Here is a 21,958-nt window from a genome sequence, read left to right as displayed (position 1 = left end):
GGCGTTATCCCTTCACTGCACCTGAGGTGAGGCCTGCCGCCATCTTCTTCTGGACCATCATGAAAAAGGCGACGACCGGAATGGCGATGAGCGTCGAGGCAGCCATCAGGGCGCCGTAGTCCACGCCTCGCGAGGTGGTGAAGTTCATCAGCCACACGTTGAGGGTGTACTTGTCGTTGTCCTGGAGCACGACGTACGCCAGCAGGTACTCGTTCCACGCGTTGATGAGCGAGTAGATGGAGGCGGCTGCCAGGCCCGGCGCGACCAGCGGGAAGACGACCCGCCAGAAGGCACCCATCCTGGTGCATCCGTCCACCATCGCGGACTCCTCCAGCTCCTTCGGGATGTTGATCACGAAGCCGCGGATCATCCAGGTGGCGAAGGGCAGGGTGGAGACCAGGTAGATGACGATGACGCCCCAGTACTCGTTGAGCGCACCCAGGTCGTTCAGCTGGATGTAGATGGGGATCAGCATCGCCGTCGGCGGCAGCAGCTGGACCGCGAGCAGCACGATCATGAAGGTCTTGCGGCCGGCGAACTTGAAGCGGGCGATGGCGAACGCGGCGATCGTGGAGATGACCATCGCGCCGAGGACGGCGGTCAGGCAGATGATGAGGCTCGACTGGATGGCCGTGCCGAAGTTGGGCGCGTCGATGGCCCGCTTGAAGTTGTCGAAGGTGACCGAGGAGGGCCAGAGCGTCTGGTCGTAGCTGCGGATCTCGTGATTGGGCCGCAGAGCGCTGATGACGAGCCAGTACACCGGGAACGCCATGGCGACGAAGGCGACCAGGCCCACGATGTTGTAGGCGAGCCGGTGCTTCTTGCGGTCCGGGCGGTACGACGCCCTGGTGGAGGTGGTGGCGCTCATTCGACCTCTCCGATCTTGAGCAGCTGGCGCAGGTAGTACACGGCGACGCCGGACAGCAGCAGAACCGTGATCAGCGAGATGGCAGCGCCCTGGCTGAACGAGTTGGACTCGAAGGCCTTGTCGAAGGAGTAGATGCCCAGAACGGCGTACTCGGGCTCCGGCTTGTTGCCACGCATCAGGAAGATCTGGCCGAAGACGTTGAAGTCCCAGATCACCGAGAGGGTCGCCACCATCTGGAAGACCGGCTTGATGACGGGCCAGGTGACGAAGCGGAACACACCGAAGGCGCCCGCGCCGTCGAGCGCGGCCGCCTCCTCCAGTTCGCGGGGCACCTGGGTGAGCGCGGCGTAGAGGGTGATCGCCACGAAGGGGATCGCTCCCCAGACGACGACGGCCCCGATGATGACGAAGCCCTGCTTGGGGTCGAGGAACCAGTTGTGACCCTGGAAGTCGAGGCCGAGGTACTTCGACAGGATCATGTTCACCACTCCGTAGTCGGAGTCGGCGAACCACCGGAAGATCGAGGTGGCGACCAGCAGGGGCATCGACCAGGCGGCCACGAGCCCCGCGGTGAGCAGCATCCGTACCCACGGGGACATCCGCTGCATCGTCTGGGCCAGCAGCAGGCCGACGCCCATGGTGGCGATGACGCAGGCGGCCATGAAGACGACGGTCCGCAGGACCACGTCCCAGAACTCGCCGTCGCCGAGGATCTCGGTGAACTTGTCGAACCCGACCCACGGGGGCGGTTCCCCGGTCCACAGCTCACGGCGGCCGACGTCCTGGAAGGACATGATGACCGTCTTGACCAGGGGCCAGGCGAAGACCGCGGCGATCGCCACGAACGCCGGGGCTATCAGCAGATACGGCAGCAGCGCGCCGGCCTTGCGCGGCGGCCGTCCGCCCTTCCGTGGCGGGGAGCCTATGTCTTCGGGGTGCCGCTGGACGGGCACCGCCGGATCGGCTGCTTTCGTGTCGGCGGCACTCACTGTGCTCCGCCCTTCCGCTCGGACCGGATACCGGAGGGCGGGAGCGGTGGGCCGTCGGCCCGCCGCTCCCGCTGGGCGATCAAGTGATCAGGACTTCTCGTTGATCAGCTTGTCGATCTCCGCGTCGGCCGCCTTGGTGGCGTCCGCGACCGACTTGCCCTTGATGATGTCGAGCAGCATCAGCTCGAGGATTTCCTTCTTCTCGATCGCGGACCAGCCCGGCGCGATCGGGGTGAACCACGCGTCCGGCACGGCGTTGGCGATCGGCGCGGTCTCCGGCTTCGCCTTCAGCGGCTCGAGCTGCTTGGTGTTGTTCGGAAGGATGTTCTTCGAGGCGAGCACGGCCTCGGACTTCTCGCTGGTGAACAGCGAGATCCACTCCTCGCCCAGGTCCTGGTTCTTGGACTTGGAGATGGTGGCGAGGTCGGAGCCGCCGATGAAGGACGGAAGCGCCTTGCCGTCGGGACCCGGCATACCGGCGGTGCCGATCTTGTCCTTCAGCTTGGGGTTGCCGTTGGCGGCGCTGTCGACGACGCTGCCGGCCTCCCAGCCGTTGCCGTAGAGAAGAGCGGTCTTCTCGTTGGCCATGACGTTGGCGTGGTCCTGCTCGTCCTTGGTCTTGTCGCCGTGGTTGTACTTCTTGACCAGGTCGACGAAGTGCTGGATGCCCTTCTGCGCCTCCGGGGTGGAGAGCGAGGCCTTCCACTCCTTCGAACCGTCGTCGTACTTGGCGATCTCGCCACCGTACGCGGCGACGTAGGACATGGCGGCGTACCAGTAGCGGCCCGGCAGGTAGAGCGGCGAGAAGGCCTTGTCCTTGCCGTACTTCGCCTGGACCTTGTCGAGGGCGGCGGTGAGCTCGGCCTCGGTGGTGGGCAGCGCGTCGGAGCCGGCGCCCGCCTTGAACATGTCCTTGTTGAAGATGGCGACACGCGCACCGGCGTAGTAGGGCACGCAGTAGAGCTTGCCCTCGTAGGTACAGGTGTCCTTCAGACCCTTGATCCAGGTGTCCGAGTTCTCGTACTTCTTCGGGTCGATCTCGCCGACAGCCCCGTTGAGGATGTACGTCATGGTCTCGGTGTTGCCCAGTTCGACCACGTCGGGGAACTTGTCTCCGGCGAGGGCGGCGTCCAGCTTCTTGGTCTTGTCGCCCCACTGCTGGTACTGGACGTTGACCTTCACGCCCGGGTACTTCGCGGCGAACTGGGTGTTGACGTCCTTGACCAGCTCGGGCCAGGTGGACTGAGCGTCCGTCATCAGCCAGACGGTCAGCGTGCCTTTGCGGTCCTTCGGGTCCTTCGCGGACTCGCTGTCGCCGGAGCCACATGCCGCGACCGAAGCCGCCATGGCCGCCACACCCACTGCAGCTATGAGCTTGCGCTTCACGCCACCCTCCTCAAGGGATGCAAGATTTTCCCCCCCACCGCCCGGGAGTCGCACAACACGCAGAGAGACAGTGCTCAGGTCTGCCCGTGGGGCTGGGACCTGGTCTTTAATGGTTTAGACCAGTACCCGGAGCTTGGCCTAGACCTTTAGGGGTGTCAAGGGTGTATAAGAAGGGCAGTCGGGTCCGTTATCGGACCGACACCTGAGGGAGGGCGACGACCCGTGACCGGACCGTGCCACCATGTGAGCCGCGACAGACGGAGGAGCCGGTGACGGCAGCAGCGCAGGAGTCGGGAAGGCGGGCCATGACCACGGACGGGGTGGGAGCGGAGACCGAGGGCGGGGCACAGACCCGGACCGCACGCGTGCCCAAGTACTACCGGCTCAAGCGCCACTTGCTCGACATGACGGAGACACTGCCACCCGGCACCCCGGTGCCGCCGGAGCGCACGCTCGCGGCCGAGTTCGACACCTCACGCACCACGGTGCGGCAGGCGCTCCAGGAACTGGTCGTCGAGGGCAGGCTCGAACGCATCCAGGGCAAGGGCACGTTCGTGGCCAAGCCCAAGGTCTCGCAGGCCCTCCAGCTCACCTCGTACACCGAGGACATGAAGGCCCAGGGCCTGGAGCCGACGTCCCAACTGCTCGACATCGGCTATGTGACGGCCGACGACACGCTCGCCGGACTGCTGGACATCTCGACGGGCGGCCGCGTGCTGCGCATCGAGCGTCTGCGGCTCGCCAGCGGTGAGCCGATGGCGATCGAGACCACCCACCTCTCCGCCAAGCGCTTCCCCGCGCTGCGCCGCAGCCTGGTGAAGTACACCTCGCTCTACACGGCGTTGGCGGAGGTGTACGACGTCCGTCTCGCCGAGGCCGAGGAGACGATCGAGACCTCGCTGGCGACCCCGCGCGAGGCCGGTCTGCTGGGCACCGACGTGGGCCTGCCGATGCTGATGCTCTCGCGCCACTCTCTGGACGCGCAGGGCGAACCGGTCGAGTGGGTGCGCTCGGTCTACCGCGGCGACCGGTACAAGTTCGTGGCCCGCCTGCGGCGGCCGACCGACTGACCCTCCGGGCAGTACGGCGCCCGGCAGCACGCCCCGGAGGCCTCGCCTCCGGGGCTTTGTGCTGTCCGCGCACAGAGCCCGAGGAGGGACGAAGGAGAACCGGTGCGGAATGCCGACGAAACCGGTGCGAATTCGTCGCCGTTGCCGTACCGATATGCGGACGGGGGTGACTCGCCTCGGGACGTTCCTTTAGATTTCCTGCGCATTAAAAATGCAGGTGAACAGTGAGGGGACGACCCGCCATGCCAGAACCCACACCACCGAATACCGCACCGACGTCATCCCGGAAGCTCACCCCGCGGTCCATCGCCATCTGGGGGCTGGTGGCCCTGGTGGGCGCATCGGGATGGGCTGTGCTGGCACTCTCCCGGGGCGAGGAGATCTCCGCCGCATGGATGCTGGCGGCGGCGCTGGGTTCGTATGCGATCGCGTACCGCTTCTACTCCCGCTTCATTGCCAACCGGGTGCTGAAGGTCGACAAGACCCGCGCCACCCCGGCCGAACGCCTCGACAACGGAATCGACTTCCACCCCACCGACCGGCGCGTGCTCTTCGGGCACCACTTCGCCGCGGTCGCCGGCGCCGGACCACTGGTCGGCCCGGTGCTCGCCGCCCAGATGGGATATCTGCCGGGCACGATCTGGATCGTCGCGGGCGTCATCTTCGCCGGCGCCGTTCAGGACATGGTCACGCTCTTCTTCTCCACGCGCCGGGACGGCCGTTCGCTCGGCCAGATCGCCCGTGACGAGATAGGACCCTTCGGCGGAGCCGCCGCGCTGATCGCGGTGTTCGCCATCATGATCATCCTGCTGGCGGTGCTGGCACTGGTCATCGTCAACGCGCTGGCGGACTCGCCCTGGGGCGTCTTCTCGATCGCCATGACCATCCCGATCGCCCTCTTCATGGGCGTGTATCTGCGGGTTCTGCGGCCCGGCAGGGTCACCGAGGTCTCGGTCATCGGTGTGGCGCTGCTGCTGCTCGCCATCGTCTCGGGCGGCTGGATCGCGGAGTCCTCGCTCGCGGAGACCTTCACCCTGGAGGCCGGCACGCTGGTCATCTGGATGATCGTCTACGGCTTCCTCGCGTCGGTGCTGCCGGTGTGGATGCTGCTGGCACCGCGCGACTACCTCTCCACGTTCATGAAGGTCGGCACCATCGTGCTGCTGGCCCTCGGCGTGGCGATAGCGCTGCCGACCCTGAAGATGGACGCGGTCACCGAGTTCGCCGGCCGGGGCGACGGTCCGGTGTTCGCCGGATCGATGTTCCCCTTCGTGTTCATCACCATCGCCTGCGGCGCGCTCTCCGGCTTCCACTCCCTGGTCTCCTCGGGCACCACCCCGAAGATGGTCCAGAAGGAGACGCAGATCCGGATGATCGGCTACGGCGCGATGCTGACGGAGTCGTTCGTCGCGATCATGGCGATGATCACGGCCTGCATCATCGACCCGGGTCTCTACTTCGCGGTCAACTCACCGGCCGGTGTCATCGGTCCCACGGTCGAGACGGCGTCCCAGGCCGTCGCCAATCTCGGCTTCACCATCACACCCGACCAACTGGCCCAGGCGGCCAAGGACGTCGAGGAGACCAGCCTGCTGTCGCGGACCGGCGGCGCGCCGACGTTCGCGCTCGGCATGTCGGACATCTTCTCGTCCGTGGTCGGCGGCGCCGGGCTGAAGGCCTTCTGGTACCACTTCGCCATCATGTTCGAGGCGCTGTTCATCCTCACCACGGTGGACGCGGGCACCCGGGTCGGGCGCTTCATGCTCCAGGACATGCTCGGCAACGTCTACAAGCCGTTCCGTCAGGTCAGCTGGAGGCCCGGCGTCTGGTTCGCCAGCGCGGTGGTCGTGGGCGGCTGGGGCTACTTCCTCTGGGTCGGCGTGCACGACCCGCTGGGCGGCATCAACCAGCTCTTCCCGCTGTTCGGCATCGCCAACCAGCTGCTCGCCGCCGTGGCACTCGCCGTGTGCACCACGCTGCTGGTGAAGTCCGGCCGGCTCAAGTGGGCCTGGGTCACGGCCGTACCGCTCGCCTGGGACGCCGCCGTCACCCTCACCGCGAGCTGGCAGAAGATATTCTCCGGCGACCCACGCGTGGGCTTCTTCACCCAGCGGGACGTCTACCAGTCGGCCATCGACGAGGGCAAGATCCTGCCTCCCGCCAAGTCCATGGACGACATGCACACCGTGGTCACCAACTCCACGGTCGACGGAGCGCTCACGGCTCTCTTCGCGATCCTCATCATCGTGGTCATCGTGGACGCGGGACGTGTCTGCTACAACGCGATCCGGCACCCCGAGAGCGTGAAACTGTCGGAGGTTCCGTACACCGAGTCGAAGATCGTCGCACCGGCCGGGCTGATCCCCACCAAGGAGGAGAAGGCCGAGATGGCAACCGCCGAGGAGAACGTTCCCGCAAGGAGCGGTTCGGCATGAGCACCACGGCGAGGGCCCGCCACGTCTTCGGCCGGATCCGGTGGTACGTCAGGGAGTTCACCGGCGAATCGGCCTACGACCGGTACGTCGCCCACACCCGCGGCTGCGACCCGGACGCCGAGGTGATGAGCCGCCGCGCCTTCGAGCGCAACCGTACGGACGCACGCGAAGCCGATCCGCGCGAGGGCTTCCGCTGCTGCTGAACGGCTGAAGGGCCCCTGAAGGGCCGCCGCGTTCCCCCGGGAACGCGGCGGCCCTTCGCCGTGAAACCGTGCGCCCACGGGCCGGACCGGGCCCCCGCCGGGGCGTCCCAGGGGCCGCACCGGCCGGGATCACCGGCGCGATGCCACAACTCCCGCACGGCGCCCCGACACAACATGTGGGGGGTGCCGCAACTGGCGGCCCCCACATGTATGCTCGACCTCGCTGTCGCCGCAGGGGAATCCGGTGCGAATCCGGAACTGTCCCGCAACGGTGTGATGTGGTGCGCTTTGTCGTACCCGAGAGTCCGAAGACCTGCCGACGGTGCGCCCGGTTCGACCGATCCGGGTGCCAAGACGTCCGGGCCTCGCGGTTGGGCCGGTGGACGCCGTACAGAGTGCTGCCCTGCCCTGGGCGCGTGCTGCCCGGCGGCCCCGTCCCCCGCCGGCCCAGAGCCGAGCGAGGGAGAGCACCACGTGACCATCGCGCCAGCCGATCCGGCAGCAGGCATCTCCGAGCAGCTTGAGGACGGCCCCGGGACCGCTTTGCTGCGGGTCCTGACCGACCTCACCGCCGATCTGCCCGACACCGACCCCGGCCGCGTCGCCGCCGCCGCGCTGCGGGGCCGGCACGCCGGTTCGGACACGGCCGAGCTCCGTGGGCTCGCCACCGACGCCGCCGCGGGTCTGATCTCCGAGGACCCCGCCTACTCCCGGCTCGCCGCCCGCCTGTTGACCCGGACGATCGCCGAAGAGGCGTCGGGCCAGGGCGCGGTGTCCTTCTCCGCCTCCGTCGCGGTCGGACACACCGAGGGGCTGATCGCCGACCGGACCGCCGCGTTCGTCACGCTGCACGCGGACCGCCTGGACGCCCTGATCGACACCGAGGCGGACGACCGTTTCGGCTACTTCGGCCTGCGCACCCTCTACAGCCGCTATCTGCTCCGGCACCCGATCACCCGTCAGGTGATCGAGACGCCCCAGCACTTCATGCTGCGCGTCGCCTGCGGTCTCGCCGAGGACGACAGCGTGCGCGCGCTGGACGAGGTGGCCGACCTCTACGGCCTGATGAGCCGCCTCGACTACCTCCCCTCCTCCCCCACGCTGTTCAACTCCGGCACCCGCCACCCGCAGATGTCCTCCTGCTATCTGTTGGACTCGCCGGCGGACGAGCTGGACTCGATCTACGACCGGTACCACCAGGTCGCCCGGCTTTCCAAGCACGCCGGCGGCATCGGTCTGTCGTACTCCCGCATCCGGGCCCGCGGTTCCCTGATCCGGGGCACCAACGGCCACTCCAACGGCATCGTGCCGTTCCTGAAGACCCTCGACGCCTCGGTCGCGGCGGTCAACCAGGGCGGACGCCGCAAGGGCGCGGCCGCCGTCTACCTGGAGACCTGGCACGCGGACATCGAGGAGTTCCTGGAGCTGCGGGACAACACCGGCGAGGACGCACGGCGTACGCACAACCTGAATCTCGCGCACTGGATCCCCGACGAGTTCATGCGCCGTGTCGACGCCGACGCCACATGGTCGCTGTTCTCCCCGGCCGACGTGCCCGAGCTCGTCGACCTGTGGGGCGACGCGTTCGACGCGGCGTACCGCGACGCCGAGGCGAAGGGTCTGGCGCGCAAGACCATGCCCGCGCGTGAGCTGTACGGCCGGATGATGCGCACGCTCGCGCAGACCGGCAACGGCTGGATGACCTTCAAGGACTCCTCCAACCGCACGGCCAACCAGACCGCAGAGCCGGGCCACACCGTGCACTCGTCGAACCTGTGCACCGAGATCCTGGAGGTGACGGACGACGGTGAGACGGCGGTCTGCAACCTCGGCTCGGTGAACCTCGGCGCGTTCGTCCTGGCGGACGGGTCCGGTGAGGGGATCGACTGGGAGCGCCTGGACGAGGCCGTCCGGACCGCCGTCACCTTCCTCGACCGCGTCGTCGACATCAACTTCTACCCGACCGAGCAGGCCGGCCGCTCCAACGCCAAGTGGCGTCCGGTGGGCCTCGGCGCGATGGGTCTGCAGGACGTCTTCTTCAAGCTGCGGCTGCCGTTCGACTCCCCAGCAGCCCGCGCCCTGTCGACCCGTATCGCCGAGCGCATCATGCTCGCCGCGTACGAGGCGTCCGCCGACCTCGCCGAGCGCAACGGCCCGCTGCCCGCCTGGGAGAAGACCCGTACCGCGCGCGGTGTGCTGCACCCCGACCACTACGGTGTCGAGCTCAACTGGCCCGAGCGCTGGGCCGCCCTGCGGGAACGTATCGCCACGACCGGGATGCGCAACTCGCTGCTCCTCGCCATCGCCCCCACGGCGACGATCGCGTCCATCGCGGGTGTCTACGAGTGCATCGAGCCGCAGGTCTCCAACCTCTTCAAGCGCGAGACGCTCAGCGGTGAGTTCCTTCAGGTCAACGCGTATCTGGTGGAGGAGCTGAAGCGGCTCGGCGTGTGGGACGCGCAGTCCCGTGAAGCGCTGCGCGAGTCCAGCGGTTCCGTGCAGGGCTTCAGCTGGATCCCGGCCGATGTGCGGGAGCTGTACCGCACGGCGTGGGAGATCCCGCAGCGCGGTCTGATCGACATGGCCGCGGCTCGCACTCCGTTCCTCGACCAGTCGCAGTCGCTGAACCTGTTCCTGGAGACGCCGACCATCGGGAAGCTCAGCTCGATGTACGCGTACGCCTGGAAGCAGGGCCTGAAGACGACGTACTACCTGCGCTCGCGCCCCGCGACCCGGATCGCCCGTGCGGCCGGCTCCGGAGCCGCGACCGCGGCCCCCATCCCCGTACAGGCGACGCCGGAGACCGACGCGGTCGCCTGCTCCCTGGAGAACCCCGAGTCCTGCGAGGCCTGCCAGTAATGAGTGCTCCCGAGAAGAACCTGCTCGACCCGGGATTCGAGCTGACCCTGCGTCCGATGCGCTACCCGGACTTCTACGAGCGCTACCGTGACGCGATCAAGAACACCTGGACCGTGGAGGAGGTCGACCTCCACTCCGACGTGTCCGACCTCGCCAAGCTGTCCCCCGGTGAGCAGCACATGATCGGCCGGCTGGTCGCGTTCTTCGCGACGGGCGACTCGATCGTCTCCAACAACCTGGTGCTCACGCTCTACAAGCACATCAACTCCCCCGAGGCGCGGCTGTATCTGAGCCGTCAGCTGTTCGAGGAGGCGGTGCACGTCCAGTTCTATCTGACGCTGCTGGACACCTACCTCCCCGACCCGGAGGACCGGGCGGCCGCGTTCGACGCGGTCGAGGAGATCCCCTCCATCCGTGAGAAGGCGCAGTTCTGCTTCCGGTGGATGGACTCTGTGGAGAAGATCGAGCGGCTGGAGACGCAGGCCGACCGCCGGCGCTTCCTGCTGAACCTGATCTGCTTCGCGGCGTGCATCGAGGGGCTGTTCTTCTACGGCGCGTTCGCGTACGTCTACTGGTTCCGCTCCCGCGGCCTGCTGCACGGCCTCGCCACCGGCACCAACTGGGTGTTCCGCGACGAGACCATGCACATGAACTTCGCCTTCGAGGTCGTGGACACGGTCCGCAAGGAGGAGCCGGAGCTTTTCGACGACGCCCTGCGTCAGCAGGTCACCGACATGCTGAAGGAGGCGGTCGAGGCGGAGCTTCAGTTCGGCCGTGACCTGTGCGGCGACGGTCTGCCGGGCATGAACACCGAGTCCATGCGCGAGTATCTGCAGTGCGTCGCCGACCAGCGGCTCACCCGGCTGGGCTTCGCGCCGGTGTACGGGTCGGAGAACCCCTTCTCCTTCATGGAGTTGCAGGGTGTCCAGGAGCTGACGAACTTCTTCGAGCGCCGTCCGTCCGCCTACCAGGTGGCGGTCGAGGGCTCGGTCGGCTTCGACGACGACTTCTAGGGTCTGCCGGCAGGTCGACGGCTCGTATTAGGCCGCCTTGCCCCAGTCGCGGCGCGCCCCCCCAGGAAAAGCGGGGGGGGGGCGCCGGCCCGGGGGCCGCCCCCCGGGCGGTGCGGCCGCCGGCCGGACGAGCGGCGAAAACCTGGTCCCCGGCCAGGACCGCGCGGCATACTCGTGGCACCGCTGGTGGGGGAGGGCGCCGTGGCACGGGTGCGGAGCGAGGGCCGGTATCCGGCCCTGTGGATACGGTTGTTGGCGCTCAGGTCGGTGCTCGTCGCGCAGTCCTTCCCGTGGGCCGGCTCGGCGGGTGGTCTGTCCAACGGCACCTATGTCTTCGTGTGTTCGGCGTCGCCATGCCGACAAGGCGCGCGCGGGATCCGCAAGGACTCCACGAACAGCGCGAAGTCGTGCTGCGGAAAGCCGATGTACTGGGCCCGGTACCGTGCGGACGGCGGGTCCCGCACTCTGCAGACCATGACCCCACTCGACCTCTACATCTGCGTCAAATGCGCCTGGTCGTCCGACGCGGCGGGGCATTGCACGGTGTGCCGCACGGACACCCTCGTGAAGTTCGGTGCCTGAATGCTCGCCGGACTGGTCGAAGCGAGCACCAAGGCGCTGGGTGGGTCACGTTTCAGCCTGCTGAACGTGCTTCCCGCCACCGTGGTCGTCACCACCGTGACGGTGCTGATCCGCGCCGGTGCGTACTCCTCCAGTGGGCCGGTGCGGTTCGACCGTGTTCTCCCGGAGGGGGAGCGGGACGCCGTCGCGCTGGCCCTCTTCGGACTGGCCGCGCTGCTGTGCGGCATTCTCGTCCGGCCCTTCGAAACGGCACTCGTGCAGCTGCTGGAGGGGTACTGGGCCCGCCCCTCGCCGCTGGCTCCGCTGTCACGTGCCGCCCAGGAGCGGCATCGCCGGCGCCGGGACGACGCGAGGATCGTCGCCGAGGCTCCCGTGAGAAGGACGACGCCCGCAATCGGGGCGACCCTGCGGGACATGGCGCGCGAGGACCGCAGGTCGTCACGGGCCGGACGGAGACAGGCACGGGCCGTGAGCATCCGTGACGCATACCCCGACGACACCCGAGGGCGGACCGAGACGGATCTGATGCCCACCCTGCTGGGCAACGTCCTCAAGCGCGGCGAGCGGCTCGCCGGTGACCGCTACGGCCTGGACATGATGGTGGTGTTCCCGAGGATCTACCCGTACATCTCCGAGCGCCTGCACACCGCGCTGGCCCGGCAGTTCGAACTCATCACGTCCACGGCGTCCCTGAGTATTTCCTTCGCCCTCCTGTCACTGGCCACCACCCCGCTGGTGGCCCGCCTGGACGTCTGGTCCGCGGTGCCGTTCGCGGCGGCGGCCGTATCGGTGCTGGCCTATCGGGGTGCGATCGCCGCGTCGCACGGTCATGGGCGGCTGCTCGCCACGGTCTTCGACGTGCACCGCTTCGACCTGGCGGCGGCGATGCACTACGACCCGGGGGAGACCGCGCAGGAGCAGCACGAACTCAACCTGAGCATCACGGAGTTCCTCCAGCCCGGCTCCACGCTTCCGCTCCGTGCGGAGCCGGGCCTCGGGGGCCGAGCCTTCAAGCACCCCGAAGTACCCCCGGCCGGCTCACCCACGACGGACGGCAACTGACCCTCCGACGCCCAGGACGTTGAGCACGATGTGCCGTGCCGTGCCCGCCGGAGGTGTCACATGGACCGGCACCTGCTCGGCGAAGTGCACGGCCGGGCTGCTCTCCACGTTTCCCTTCACCACGACGCACCGTGCGTCCAGAAGGAGTTCCACCCGTCCGAACAGCACGGTCACATCGACTTGGAGGGCGTGACGTGTCTGCCCGCTCGGGTCGCTCGCGAAGGCGGCGCCGGCGAGATCGATCCGGGCGTCCCCGAAGTACGAGCCCACGCCCACCTTCCGCAGCTCCGGCGCTCCCGCCACCTTCACACGCACCGGCCACAGCACGCTCCGGTAGCTGCGCAGCGGTACATCGTCCCCCGCCCGCCCGGGACGCCCCCGGCCGCCGCCGCCCGCGAGTGCCACCACCGCGCCCGCCGCGATCACCAGCCCGGGGAGGATCCTGCTGCCGGCGGCCCCGCCCAGGTAGCCGAGGTCGTAGGCGGCCCACAGGCCACCGCCGGCGATCAGTGCTAGCGGGGCGGTCAGCAGACCCCGTGGCAACGCCGCTCGCAACACCAGGAGCAGGCCGAACGCGATCAGCGCGTACGGAAGGACGACGAGGAGCCGCCGGCCACCGGAGCGCAGGGCGGTGCCGCCGCCCAGGAGCCAGACGGTGCCGATGACGACCACCAGAAGCCCGAAGGCTATGCGCACCCGGTCCATCAGCCCCCCTCCCGTGATGCGCTGAAAGAGTACTGAAGGGCAGGCGGGCGAAGGCAGGCGGCGGGCGACGAAACAGGCGGTGCAACATTTCGCCCAGGGTGGCGCGTCGACGGGGTGGAGGGCCGGAGCCCTTCGGTCGCGGTGGGAAACAGGGGGGACGGGGAGGCATGAGACAGTCCCGCGAGGACGGGTTCATGGAGTTCGCAGGCGGGCTGACAGGGCGTCTGTTTCGTTCCGCATGCCTTCTCACCAGTGGTGACACCTACCTCGCCGAGGATCTGGTGCAGGAGACGCTGGGCCGGATGTACCTGAAGTGGGGCCGGATCTCCCAGGTGGACAACCCCGCCGCGTACGCCCAGACGGTGCTGGTGCGGACCTTCCTCACCTACCGGCGCAGGCGGTCCGCGGACGAACGGCCGGTGGCTGATCTGCCCGACGTCCCGGTCATCACCGGAAGTGATCCACTGCTGCGGCTGGCGCTGCTCCAGGCGCTCGGACAACTGCCGCCGAAGGACCGGGCCGTGGTGGTGCTCCGCTACTGGGAGGACCGCAGCATCGAGGAGACGGCTGACGCCATGAACGTCAGCTCGGCGGCCGTACGGACCCGGGCGTCGCGGGCGCTCGCACGGCTACGGGCCCAGCTCGGCGGCAGTCTCGCCGAACTCGTCGCCGCCACCTGAGGCCTCGCCGCCGAAGCCCCGGCCGGGCAGTCCGTCCGCCGTCACGATCCCACCGCCGTATCCGTACCAGCCAAGACCTCCCTCAACTCCGGCCCACCGGCGCCGACTGGAGATGGTGAACCGCCATGCCCCTCGAGAACGACACCGAAGACACCCCCGACATCCGCTTCGAGAACGACCTCGGCGAGGTCATGCGGCGCACCGGCGGCACGTTCGTCGCCGACGGGCGGGGTCTCCTCACGGCGGGGGCGCTCCGGGGCCGCCGCAAGGTCGCCCGCCGCCGTGCCACCGTCCTGACCGGAGGGGTGCTGACGCTGGCCGCGCTGGGAACGGTCGGGGCCTACGTCACCGGCGGATCCGGGGACGACAGCGCGTCGGTGGCCGATGCGACGCCGACCCGGACGCACTCCTCGGCACCGCGGGACGGCGCGTCCCGCAACCCGGGCCCCTCCGGCGCAAGCGGCCCGAAGGAGGACCCCACGTCCTTCATGCAGGCCCACGCCGACCAGATGATCAAGCTGCTCGAGATCAGTCTCCCGGTCCTCCCGAAAGGGGAGTTCAGCAAGCAGCGGGGCACCTCCAACATGGGCGGTCCCGGTGCGGCCGACGCCTCGCTCGTCTACGACGACAGCTACGGGGCCTCGCTCGTCTCCATCTCCGCCCGGCGGGTCGACCCCAAGGATCCGAAGGTCCGGCAGTCGCTGAAGTGCCCGAAGGCCAAGCCCGCTTCCCTGTGCAAGGTGAATGCCCTCGGTGAGAAGAGGGAGCAGGGCCACGTGGGCGGCGGTTCCGCCGGGGTGAAGGTATGGAAGTCCACCCGGATCTCGTCGGACGGCTTTCTGCTTCAGGCGGTCGAGTACAACGCGCCCTCCCCGACGGGTACGCCCACCCGGAACGAGCCCCCGCTGACCCCCCTCCAACTGGACGAGCTGGCGGCGAGCGTGGAGGGAGCGTTCACCAAGTACGGCGTCATGAACGCCGAGGCGTTCAGCAGCCCGCGTCCTGTCCAGAACAGCTGGGAGGTCTTCGAGACGCTCAGCGGCCTGGTGCCTGCCGGGCACGAAGCGGTCGGCCAGGGCGGGGGCGGCGACGAAGGTTATGTGATCGCGCGCGACAAGGAGACGAACACCAAGACCTTCCTCCGCGTGCGGCTGGGCCACGGCACGGCGGACGGCGGCAAGGCCGTCGACCGGGACGAGGCCGGCAAGCAGGCGGGCACGGTGGGGTGGACGGCCGAGACCGTGACCGCGAAGGGCCTGCGGGTGACGGTCACGTCCTACAACGCGGAGTATCCGCACAAGCCGCCTGTGCTCGCGGCGCCCCCGTTCACCAGGGACCAGCTGTCCGCGATCGCGACCAACGAGGTGTGGCAGACGCTCAAGTAGCTGCCGCCGGCCACCGGTCCTCCGGCCACCGGTCCTCCGGCCACCGGTTCGTCGGCTCGGGGCCGCGGTGAGGCGCTATTTCGCGTCCGCGTAGCACTCCACCACCGCCGTGCTGAACGGGAACCGCACCGGCGTCTGCCCGAAGGCGATCCGCCCCGCCAGCTCGCCCGACTCGCGGATCGCCTTCGCCACCGCCTCCGCCTCCTCCGCGGGGCAGTGCACGATCACCTCGTCGTGCTGGAAGAAGACCAGCTCGGCGCGCATGCCCGCGGTCGCCTGCCGCAGGGCCGCGAGCAGCAGGAGTGCCCAGTCCGCCGCGCTGCCCTGGACCACGAAGTTGCGGGTGAACCGGCCGCGCGCCCGGGCGTTCGACGAGGCGTAGCCCGGGGTGAACTCGCCGTCCCGGGACGGCTGTTCCGCGGTCTCCTGCGGGATGCCCGCCTCGTCGTCCTCGGCCGCGCCGGCGGCGCGCGGGCTGGTACGGCCGAGCCAGGTGCGGACGAGGCGGCCCTCCTCACCGGCCCGGGCCGCATCGTCGACGTATGCCACCGCCAGCGGGAATCTGCGCCGCAGGGCCGCCAGGTTCTTCAGTCCGTCTCCCGACGTCTGGCCGTAGATCGCGCCCAGGAGGGCCACTTTGGCGTGGTCGCGGTCGCCGGAGAAGGCGCGGTCGGACAGGACCGAGTACAGATCGCCGTCGTGGCCGGCGACGTCCATCAGGCCCGGGTCGCGCGAGATGGCCGCCAGCACCCGCGGCTCCATCTGGTCGGCGTCCGCGACGACGAGCCGCCAGCCCTCGTCCGCGACCACCGCCCGACGGATCACCTTCGGGATCTGCAGGGCGCCGCCGCCGTTCGTCGTCCAGCGGCCGGAGACGGACCCGCCCGGCAGGTACCCGGGCCGGAAGCGGCCGTCCCGCACCCAGTCCTGGAGCCAGCTCCAGCCGTGCGCGACCCAGATCCGGTACAGCTTCTTGTACTGGATCAGGGGCTTCACGGCCGGGTGGTCGATCTCCTCCAGTTCCCAGCGGCGCGTCGACCGCAGCCTGATGCCGGCCTGCGCGAAGGCCTTGATGACATCCGCGGGCAGATCGGGACGCACCCGTCGGCCGAACGCGGCCGACACCTCGTCCGCCAGCTCGGCCAGCCTGCGCGGCTCGCCGCCGCCGGCGTACCGCTCGCCCAGCAGTTCATGCAGGACGCCGCGGTGGACGTCGGCCCGCCACGGCAGCCCCGCGAGGTTCATCTCCGCCGCCACCAGCATGCCCGCCGACTCGGCGGCGGTGAGCAGCCGCATCCGCCCGGGGTGCTCGGCGGCGTCGTGCCGGCGCAGCTGGTCGGCGTACACCTCCAGCAGGGACTCCAGCGGCACGGGCACCGGCTGGGGCTCGAACAGCGAGGACTGCGAGCCCGGTTCGGCGGCACGCGGGGGCGGATCGGGAGGTACGGGGCCGTTGTGCAGCCGGGCCAGGGCGGCCGCCGCCGAACGGGGTTCCCCGAGCCGTCCCTCGTGGCCGAGCAGCAGCAGCTCCGCGTCCTCGATGTCGTAGCACCGCTCCACCCGCACACCTGCGGACAGCAGCCGGGGGTAGATGTCGGAGGTCGAGCGCCACACCCAGCGCCCGACCTCCGGCCGGGATCGGACGGCCTCGGCGAGGTCGGGCTCCGTGACGACGGGCCCTGCGGGCAGGCCCTCGGGGCCGAGGGGCACGAGCCGCGCCCCACCGCCCTCCGCAGCCGCCAGAGCCCATCGGTCGCTCATGGATTCGAGTGTGGCAGCCGGGTGTGACAACGGCGGCGGACCCGCCGAGCGGCCGGACCCGGACCGGCCCGTGGCCCGGACCGGATCGACCTGTGGCCCGGACAGGGCCGTCGCGCGAACCGGCCCCCGGACCCGCCGAGCGGCCGGACCCGGATGGGCCCGTGGCCCGGACCGGATGGACCTGCGGCCCGGACCGGATCGACCTGTGGCCCGGACAGGGCCGTCGCGCGAACCGGCCCCCGGACCCGCCGAGCGGCCGGACCCGGATCGGCCCGTGGCCCGGAACGGATCGGCCCGTGGGCCGGACCGGATCGGCCCGTGGGCCGGACCGGATCGACCTGCGGCCCGGACCGACCTGTGGCCCGGACCGGATCGACCTGCGGCCCGGGGCGGGCCGTCGCGCGAACCGGCCCCCCGGCCCGCCGAGTGGAAGCCCTCGCATCACCGCGCGCCGGACCGACCGCCGCCCGGACCAGTCCGCCCTGGAGATCCTTCGGGCCGCCGCGAGCCCCCGGGCGCGGTTGCCCCCGACAGTCCTACGCCACCGCGTGGAAGAGCGCCGACGCCTCTCCCCGCGAAGCCACGCCCAGCTTCGTCAGGATGTTCGCCACGTGGAACTTCACCGTCGACTCGCTGATGTGCAGCTCCTGCGCGATCGCCCGGTTGCGGTGCCCCCGTGCCAGATGCGTCAGCACCTCCAGCTCCCGCGCCCCGAGCGCGCCCAGCGGGTCCTCGGGGGCGGACTGCGGTGTCCCCAGCGGGATCGTCGCCGTGACCGTCGTGCCCCAGCCGGGTACGGCGTCCATGTCCAGCCGGCCGCCCAGCGCCTCCAGGCGCTCGGTGACCCGGTGCGGTCCGAGCGTGCACGACGAGATCCTGCCCGGGCCGTCGTCCCGTACCGTCGCGCGCAGCTCGTTCTCGGTGAGCGTCCAGCCGACGTGCACCCGGCTCAGCCCGTCCTGTTCCAGCACGGTCAGCACCACCGCCCGGACGACGGCGCGTGCCGCGTGGGCCACGTCGTTGGCGAGCGGACGTGCCGAGTCGGGCGCGCCCAGTTCCAGCCGGACCGGGCTGTAGCGGAGCATCGGCCGCAGCGAGTCGGCGAGGCGGGCGAATGCCTGACCCGCGGGTTCCTCGGCGACGGCCTGGTCCAGTTCGCGCTCCGAGCGCAGATCGACGAGGGCGTTGACCGCCAGGTCGACGGCCGCCGCGCGGGCCGCGGCATCGTCCAGGCCGCGGCTGCGCAGGACCCCGAGCAGTCCGGACAGCGCGGTCGCGTGGGCCTCCGTCAGCTCGGCGATCACGCGTGCCCGCTCACCCGCGGCCGCCCGCGACTGGGCCAGCGGCCCGGGCACCGCCTCCGTGGCGAGCCGGTCGAAGTGGCTGGTCACCAGGTCCCACATCGCCTGGACGACGGCGGAGTCCTGCTCCGCCACCGGGCTGTCGTCGCCGCGCACGAGGACGAGCAGCGCGCCGCGCGGGGTCGCGTCGCTCGTCACGGCCAGCACCGGGTGATCGGCCCCGCCGATGCGGGCCGTGCCCTGCCAGGGCTCGCCCGGGGTCACCGAGGCGGCCAGCGGATGCAGTTCGGCAGCGGTGATCCGACCGGCATGCGCGCTGTCGCCGGCCGTCTTGAAGGGGGAGTGCGCGCAGTGCGTGGACAGTTCGGCCGCGGCCACATGGGGGACGACACCGCCCAGCGCGCGGGACAGCCGGGGCAGGATCTGCCCGAGCGGCTGCCGGACCACGTCGTAGGCGGCGGCCAGTGCGGGCACGGCGGACGCGGACCCGGTGAGTTCCATGAGTGCCAGCGTACGACCGGGTCCGGCGAGGCCGGCTGTCCTTTCGGCCAGGTCCAACCGTCCCAAGGGCGGGCCGGGCCCGGCCGTCCCGCGAGCAAGGCTTGGTTCCGGCGGAAGGAGCCAGACATGGAAGCGATCGTCTTCGAGGAGTTCGGCGGACCCGAGGTGCTGCGCCTCGTGGAGACCGCGAAGCCGCAGCCCGGACCGGGCCAGGTGCGGGTACGGGTCGCGGCGGCGGGCGTCAATCCGCTCGACCACAAGATCCGCAACGGCTGGATGCAGGCGGTGTTCCCGACCCCGCTGCCCGCGACCCCGGGCGCGGAGTTCGCCGGGACCGTCGACGCGGTCGGCGAGGGCGTCACGGACACGGCGGTCGGTGACGAGGTCCTGGGGTGGGCCGCGACCGGCGCGTACGCGCAGTACGCCCTGAGCTCGTCCTATGCGCCGAAGCCGGCCGGTCTCGACTGGACGGCCGCGGCCGCGCTGCCCGTCGCGACCGAGACCGCCGCGCGGGTACTGGCCCTGCTCGGCGTGCGGTCCGGCGAGACCCTGCTGGTGCACGGGGCCGCGGGCGTGGTCGGCGCGACGGCCGTACAGCTCGCGGTGGCGGCCGGTGCGGAGGTCGTCGGCACGGCGTCCCCGGCCAACCACGACTACGTCAGAAGTCTCGGCGCGACCCCGGTCGCGTACGGCGAGGGGCTCGTCGGACGGGTCCGCGCGGTGGCGCCCCGGGGTGTGGACGCCGTGTTCGACGCGGCCGGCAAGGGCGCGCTGCCCGACTCGATCGAGCTGCGCGGCGGCACGGCCGAGCGGGTCGTCACGATCGCCGACCCGGAGGCGGGCACCTACGGAGTGACGTTCTCCGCGAACACCGTCGAGACACCCGAGCCCGCGCTCGCCGAGCACGCCCGGCTGGCGGCCGACGGCACCCTGCGCGTCACGATCGTGGAGACCTTCCCGCTGGCGGAGGCGGCCAAGGCGCAGACGCTGAGCGAGACGGGCCATGCGCCCGGGAAGATCGTGATCACTCCCTAGCGTCGGTGAGGGCGCGGATCACCCGAGCCGGGCTGCCGACGGCGAGCACCCCGGCCGGGAGGTCCCGGGTGACCACGGAACCCGCCCCGACGACGGTGTTCTCGCCGATCGTCACACCGGGGCAGACGATCACCCCGCCGCCCAGCCAGACGTTGTCGCCGATGGTGACCGGCTCGGCCTTCTCCCAGCCGGCGCGACGGCGCTCGGTGTCCAGTTCATGGGTCGCGGTGAGGAGCTGGACGTTCGGGCCGATCTGCACGTCCGCGCCGACGGTGATCGGCGCCGGGTCCAGGAAGACCGCGTTGACGTTGACGAACGTCCGGTCTCCGATGGATATGTGGTAGCCGTAGTCGCACTGGAACGGCGGCCGGATGTTCACGTTCTCGCCCACCGAGCCCAGCAGTTCGGCCAGGATCGGCGCCCGGTCCGCGGGCACCGCGCCGCCGTTGGCGTTGTAGGCGGCGCACAGCGCGAAGCGTCGCTCGGTGTCCGACTTCAGCTCGGGGTCGTCAGGGAGGTACCACTCACCGGCCAGCATGCGGTCCTTGTTCTCGCCCACGTCAGCTCCTCTCGGCCTCCCGGATCCCGTGCGGTCCGACGGCGTCTCTAGGATCGATCATGTCGGTCCGAACGGAACCAGGGGTGGGGATTCGTGGTACGAGGTGTGGTGCGGCGCGTGGGAGCGAGAGTGCTCCCGGCAGCGCTGCTGCTGGGTGTGGTGACGGGATGCGCGGCGGAGCAGGAGCCGAAGGAGCCCGCCGCCGCCGCGAAGAGCACGGCGACGGGGAAGCGCACGGCGGGCGCCCCGGCGGGAACCGTCGCGAAGGGCGGCTCGATCGGAGGCAAGGGCTCGGCGTGTGTGCTGCCCGTCGTCTTCGACCTCGCCTCCGGCTGGTCGCCGGAAGCGGTCAGGACCGACGCCGAGTTCGGTGCGCTGAAGCACGGTCCGGTGACCCTCGTCTGTGAGATCGACGCCAAGCCGGCCGGGAACATCGGCTTCCTGCGGGTGTGGACCGGCGACAAGGGTTCCGCGGATCCGCGCGCGGCCCTGGAGGCCTTCGTGGCCGAGGAGTCCAAGAGCAAGAAGGACGTCGCGTACACGAAGACCACGGTGGGCGGCTTCCCGGCGGCCGAGGTGACCTACCTCAACACCGACGAGTCCCTCGATGCCCCGAAGAAGGAACGAGCGCTCGCCCTTGCCGCCCCGACGGGTCCGGTCGTGCTGCACCTGGGCGGGATGGACACCGAGGAGCACGAGCAGATGCTGCCGGCCTACGAGCTGGCGAAGAAGAGCGTGCACGGGTTCTGAACGGGCCCAGGGCGGGGGTGGGTTGCCGGGGCGGAGGGCGCGCTTCCGGGCCCGCCACCGCAACAGGCGGCCGGGGGAACGCCGTTGGAGTAGGGACGCGCGATACGGGCCCGGTGCTCGGCGTAGGCACGCGCGGCCCGGGCCCGGTGCGTCGTCGCGGTGCGCAACGTGTTTGTCCCGCACCCGACTCCGGTACCGCCCGGCCTCCCCCGCGCGGCGGACCGGGACTCTCCTCGGCGCCGACGCGACGGACCGGTCCCCCGGCGAGGCTCGACACATGCCGAAAATCCGAGCTCTGCCGAATGTGCCGTACCGCGTCGCCGTCGCCGCCCACGCCGTACCGCTGATCACTCTGCCGTCCGGTCTGTGGCGGCTGGCGCTCGCCGCCGGGCTGCCGGTGGCCGAGGAGTCCGTGCCCGACTGGGGACAGACGGTCTATGTCGTCATGCTGAGCGTCGTCTCCGAGGCGCTGGCTCTGCTGACGCTCGGACTGGTGCGGTCGTGGGGCGAGGTCGTGCCGGACCGGGTCCCGGTGCTGGGCGGTCGCCGCGTACGGCCGGCGGCGGCGGTGACCGCCGCGCTGGCGGGGGCGGCCGGGCTGACCGTGGTGCTCGGCTGGGCCGTCTACGCCTCCGCCGCCGGGTTGGGCCAAGGGTCCATCGGCTCACCGGCGCAGAACGCCCTTCTTCTGGTCTGCTACCTCCCGTTGATCGCCTGGCCCCCGCTGCTGGTGTACGTGGCGCTCGCGTACCACCGCCGCAGGACCGCACTCGTTCCTGTCCGGGCGTGAAGCGCGGTCGGCCCTCACGTGTCC

At 70.3% G+C, this 21,958-nt stretch carries 19 protein-coding genes and 1 riboswitch; of the genes, 12 read left to right on the top strand and 7 right to left on the bottom strand.

The annotated features are described in order from the left end of the window. Nucleotides 1-4: 4 nt before the first annotated feature. From ACFWU3_RS25220 to ACFWU3_RS25210, 3 genes are all read right to left on the bottom strand, one after another. The gene (locus tag ACFWU3_RS25220; RefSeq protein WP_352210858.1) at nucleotides 5-868 is read right to left on the bottom strand and encodes a carbohydrate ABC transporter permease; all 864 of its coding nucleotides are present in this window, start codon (nucleotides 866-868) and stop codon (nucleotides 5-7) included. Then, nucleotides 865-1,857: a carbohydrate ABC transporter permease gene (locus tag ACFWU3_RS25215; RefSeq protein ID WP_384441811.1), complete on the bottom strand. Its 993-nt coding sequence runs from the start codon at nucleotides 1,855-1,857 to the stop codon at nucleotides 865-867. The genes ACFWU3_RS25220 and ACFWU3_RS25215 overlap by 4 nt, the downstream gene beginning before the upstream one ends. A gap of 87 nt (nucleotides 1,858-1,944) precedes the next feature. After that, the gene (locus tag ACFWU3_RS25210) at nucleotides 1,945-3,243 is read right to left on the bottom strand and encodes a sugar ABC transporter substrate-binding protein (protein ID WP_340475275.1); all 1,299 of its coding nucleotides are present in this window, start codon (nucleotides 3,241-3,243) and stop codon (nucleotides 1,945-1,947) included. A 305-nt stretch (nucleotides 3,244-3,548) separates the two neighbouring features. Here ACFWU3_RS25210 and ACFWU3_RS25205 point away from each other — a divergent pair, with 305 nt between their 5' ends. From ACFWU3_RS25205 to ACFWU3_RS25175, 7 genes are all read left to right on the top strand, one after another. Beyond that, nucleotides 3,549-4,313, top strand: a complete 765-nt coding sequence (locus tag ACFWU3_RS25205) for a GntR family transcriptional regulator (RefSeq protein WP_384441836.1) — start codon at nucleotides 3,549-3,551, stop codon at nucleotides 4,311-4,313. Between the two features lie 242 nt (nucleotides 4,314-4,555). Next, nucleotides 4,556-6,748, top strand: a complete 2,193-nt coding sequence (locus ACFWU3_RS25200) for a carbon starvation CstA family protein (protein WP_384441808.1) — start codon at nucleotides 4,556-4,558, stop codon at nucleotides 6,746-6,748. Continuing rightward, nucleotides 6,745-6,951: a YbdD/YjiX family protein gene (locus ACFWU3_RS25195; protein WP_384441805.1), complete on the top strand. Its 207-nt coding sequence runs from the start codon at nucleotides 6,745-6,747 to the stop codon at nucleotides 6,949-6,951. Before ACFWU3_RS25200 ends, ACFWU3_RS25195 begins: the two co-directional genes overlap by 4 nt. Nucleotides 6,952-7,144: 193 nt before the next feature. Next, a riboswitch (cobalamin riboswitch) is annotated at nucleotides 7,145-7,287 on the top strand. Between the two features lie 138 nt (nucleotides 7,288-7,425). After that, nucleotides 7,426-9,810 (top strand): ribonucleoside-diphosphate reductase subunit alpha, encoded by a 2,385-nt coding sequence (locus ACFWU3_RS25190; protein WP_384441802.1) that lies wholly within the window; start codon nucleotides 7,426-7,428, stop codon nucleotides 9,808-9,810. Next, nucleotides 9,810-10,823: a ribonucleotide-diphosphate reductase subunit beta gene (locus ACFWU3_RS25185; RefSeq protein ID WP_327680453.1), complete on the top strand. Its 1,014-nt coding sequence runs from the start codon at nucleotides 9,810-9,812 to the stop codon at nucleotides 10,821-10,823. Before ACFWU3_RS25190 ends, ACFWU3_RS25185 begins: the two co-directional genes overlap by 1 nt. Before the next feature lie 201 nt (nucleotides 10,824-11,024). Beyond that, nucleotides 11,025-11,405 carry a hypothetical protein gene (locus ACFWU3_RS25180; protein WP_384441799.1) on the top strand — a complete coding sequence of 127 codons (381 nt, stop codon included), beginning with the start codon at nucleotides 11,025-11,027 and terminating at the stop codon, nucleotides 11,403-11,405. After that, nucleotides 11,406-12,467 carry a hypothetical protein gene (locus tag ACFWU3_RS25175; RefSeq protein ID WP_384441796.1) on the top strand — a complete coding sequence of 354 codons (1,062 nt, stop codon included), beginning with the start codon at nucleotides 11,406-11,408 and terminating at the stop codon, nucleotides 12,465-12,467. Here ACFWU3_RS25175 and ACFWU3_RS25170 read toward each other — a convergent pair. After that, the gene (locus tag ACFWU3_RS25170; protein ID WP_384441793.1) at nucleotides 12,444-13,172 is read right to left on the bottom strand and encodes a hypothetical protein; all 729 of its coding nucleotides are present in this window, start codon (nucleotides 13,170-13,172) and stop codon (nucleotides 12,444-12,446) included. The genes ACFWU3_RS25175 and ACFWU3_RS25170 overlap by 24 nt on opposite strands. Before the next feature lie 167 nt (nucleotides 13,173-13,339). On the opposite strand from ACFWU3_RS25170, the gene ACFWU3_RS25165 reads away from it, so the two are divergent. Both ACFWU3_RS25165 and ACFWU3_RS25160 read left to right on the top strand, forming a co-directional pair. Further along, nucleotides 13,340-13,852, top strand: a complete 513-nt coding sequence (locus ACFWU3_RS25165) for a SigE family RNA polymerase sigma factor (protein ID WP_384441790.1) — start codon at nucleotides 13,340-13,342, stop codon at nucleotides 13,850-13,852. A 125-nt stretch (nucleotides 13,853-13,977) separates the two neighbouring features. Then, the gene (locus ACFWU3_RS25160) at nucleotides 13,978-15,237 is read left to right on the top strand and encodes a hypothetical protein (protein WP_384441787.1); all 1,260 of its coding nucleotides are present in this window, start codon (nucleotides 13,978-13,980) and stop codon (nucleotides 15,235-15,237) included. A 75-nt stretch (nucleotides 15,238-15,312) separates the two neighbouring features. Here the strand turns inward: ACFWU3_RS25160 and ACFWU3_RS25155 are convergent, their stop codons facing one another. Both ACFWU3_RS25155 and ACFWU3_RS25150 read right to left on the bottom strand, forming a co-directional pair. Next, the gene (locus ACFWU3_RS25155; RefSeq protein WP_384441784.1) at nucleotides 15,313-16,998 is read right to left on the bottom strand and encodes a bifunctional 3'-5' exonuclease/DNA polymerase; all 1,686 of its coding nucleotides are present in this window, start codon (nucleotides 16,996-16,998) and stop codon (nucleotides 15,313-15,315) included. A 536-nt stretch (nucleotides 16,999-17,534) separates the two neighbouring features. Beyond that, nucleotides 17,535-18,800, bottom strand: a complete 1,266-nt coding sequence (locus ACFWU3_RS25150) for a LuxR C-terminal-related transcriptional regulator (RefSeq protein WP_384441781.1) — start codon at nucleotides 18,798-18,800, stop codon at nucleotides 17,535-17,537. 126 nt (nucleotides 18,801-18,926) lie between these two features. Between ACFWU3_RS25150 and ACFWU3_RS25145 the strand changes: the two genes are divergently transcribed. After that, nucleotides 18,927-19,835 (top strand): NADP-dependent oxidoreductase, encoded by a 909-nt coding sequence (locus ACFWU3_RS25145; protein ID WP_384441778.1) that lies wholly within the window; start codon nucleotides 18,927-18,929, stop codon nucleotides 19,833-19,835. Here ACFWU3_RS25145 and ACFWU3_RS25140 read toward each other — a convergent pair. Further along, nucleotides 19,825-20,394, bottom strand: coding sequence for a sugar O-acetyltransferase (locus tag ACFWU3_RS25140; protein ID WP_384441775.1), 570 nt, complete (start codon nucleotides 20,392-20,394; stop codon nucleotides 19,825-19,827). The two genes, ACFWU3_RS25145 and ACFWU3_RS25140, sit on opposite strands and share 11 nt — an antisense overlap. Before the next feature lie 117 nt (nucleotides 20,395-20,511). Here ACFWU3_RS25140 and ACFWU3_RS25135 point away from each other — a divergent pair, with 117 nt between their 5' ends. Continuing rightward, complete coding sequence (locus tag ACFWU3_RS25135) at nucleotides 20,512-21,144, top strand: lipoprotein (protein WP_384441772.1); 633 nt, start codon at nucleotides 20,512-20,514, stop codon at nucleotides 21,142-21,144. Nucleotides 21,145-21,421: 277 nt separating this feature from the next. After that, on the top strand, nucleotides 21,422-21,934 hold the full coding sequence (locus tag ACFWU3_RS25130) for a hypothetical protein (RefSeq protein ID WP_384441769.1): 513 nt from the start codon (nucleotides 21,422-21,424) through the stop codon (nucleotides 21,932-21,934). The last annotated feature ends 24 nt before the right edge of the window (nucleotides 21,935-21,958 follow it).

Origin of the sequence: Streptomyces sp. NPDC058685, from assembly GCF_042714725.1 — a bacterium.
Taxonomy (GTDB): Bacteria; Actinomycetota; Actinomycetes; order Streptomycetales; family Streptomycetaceae; genus Streptomyces.
Note: the sequence above shows the minus strand (reverse complement) of the source record. Positions and strands in the feature narration are given on the sequence as shown.

What these genes read in the sequence shown, in the direction of transcription:
- ACFWU3_RS25220 (WP_352210858.1), bottom strand. Translation starts at nt 868, where the DNA reads ATGAGCGCCACCACCTCCACCAGGGCGTCGTACCGCCCGGACCGCAAG.
- ACFWU3_RS25205 (WP_384441836.1), top strand. Translation starts at nt 3,549, where the DNA reads ATGACCACGGACGGGGTGGGAGCGGAGACCGAGGGCGGGGCACAGACC.
- ACFWU3_RS25200 (WP_384441808.1), top strand. Translation starts at nt 4,556, where the DNA reads ATGCCAGAACCCACACCACCGAATACCGCACCGACGTCATCCCGGAAG.
- ACFWU3_RS25195 (WP_384441805.1), top strand. Translation starts at nt 6,745, where the DNA reads ATGAGCACCACGGCGAGGGCCCGCCACGTCTTCGGCCGGATCCGGTGG.
- ACFWU3_RS25185 (WP_327680453.1), top strand. Translation starts at nt 9,810, where the DNA reads ATGAGTGCTCCCGAGAAGAACCTGCTCGACCCGGGATTCGAGCTGACC.
- ACFWU3_RS25175 (WP_384441796.1), top strand. Translation starts at nt 11,406, where the DNA reads ATGCTCGCCGGACTGGTCGAAGCGAGCACCAAGGCGCTGGGTGGGTCA.
- ACFWU3_RS25170 (WP_384441793.1), bottom strand. Translation starts at nt 13,172, where the DNA reads ATGGACCGGGTGCGCATAGCCTTCGGGCTTCTGGTGGTCGTCATCGGC.
- ACFWU3_RS25165 (WP_384441790.1), top strand. Translation starts at nt 13,340, where the DNA reads ATGAGACAGTCCCGCGAGGACGGGTTCATGGAGTTCGCAGGCGGGCTG.
- ACFWU3_RS25160 (WP_384441787.1), top strand. Translation starts at nt 13,978, where the DNA reads ATGCCCCTCGAGAACGACACCGAAGACACCCCCGACATCCGCTTCGAG.
- ACFWU3_RS25155 (WP_384441784.1), bottom strand. Translation starts at nt 16,998, where the DNA reads ATGAGCGACCGATGGGCTCTGGCGGCTGCGGAGGGCGGTGGGGCGCGG.
- ACFWU3_RS25150 (WP_384441781.1), bottom strand. Translation starts at nt 18,800, where the DNA reads ATGGAACTCACCGGGTCCGCGTCCGCCGTGCCCGCACTGGCCGCCGCC.
- ACFWU3_RS25145 (WP_384441778.1), top strand. Translation starts at nt 18,927, where the DNA reads ATGGAAGCGATCGTCTTCGAGGAGTTCGGCGGACCCGAGGTGCTGCGC.
- ACFWU3_RS25130 (WP_384441769.1), top strand. Translation starts at nt 21,422, where the DNA reads ATGCCGAAAATCCGAGCTCTGCCGAATGTGCCGTACCGCGTCGCCGTC.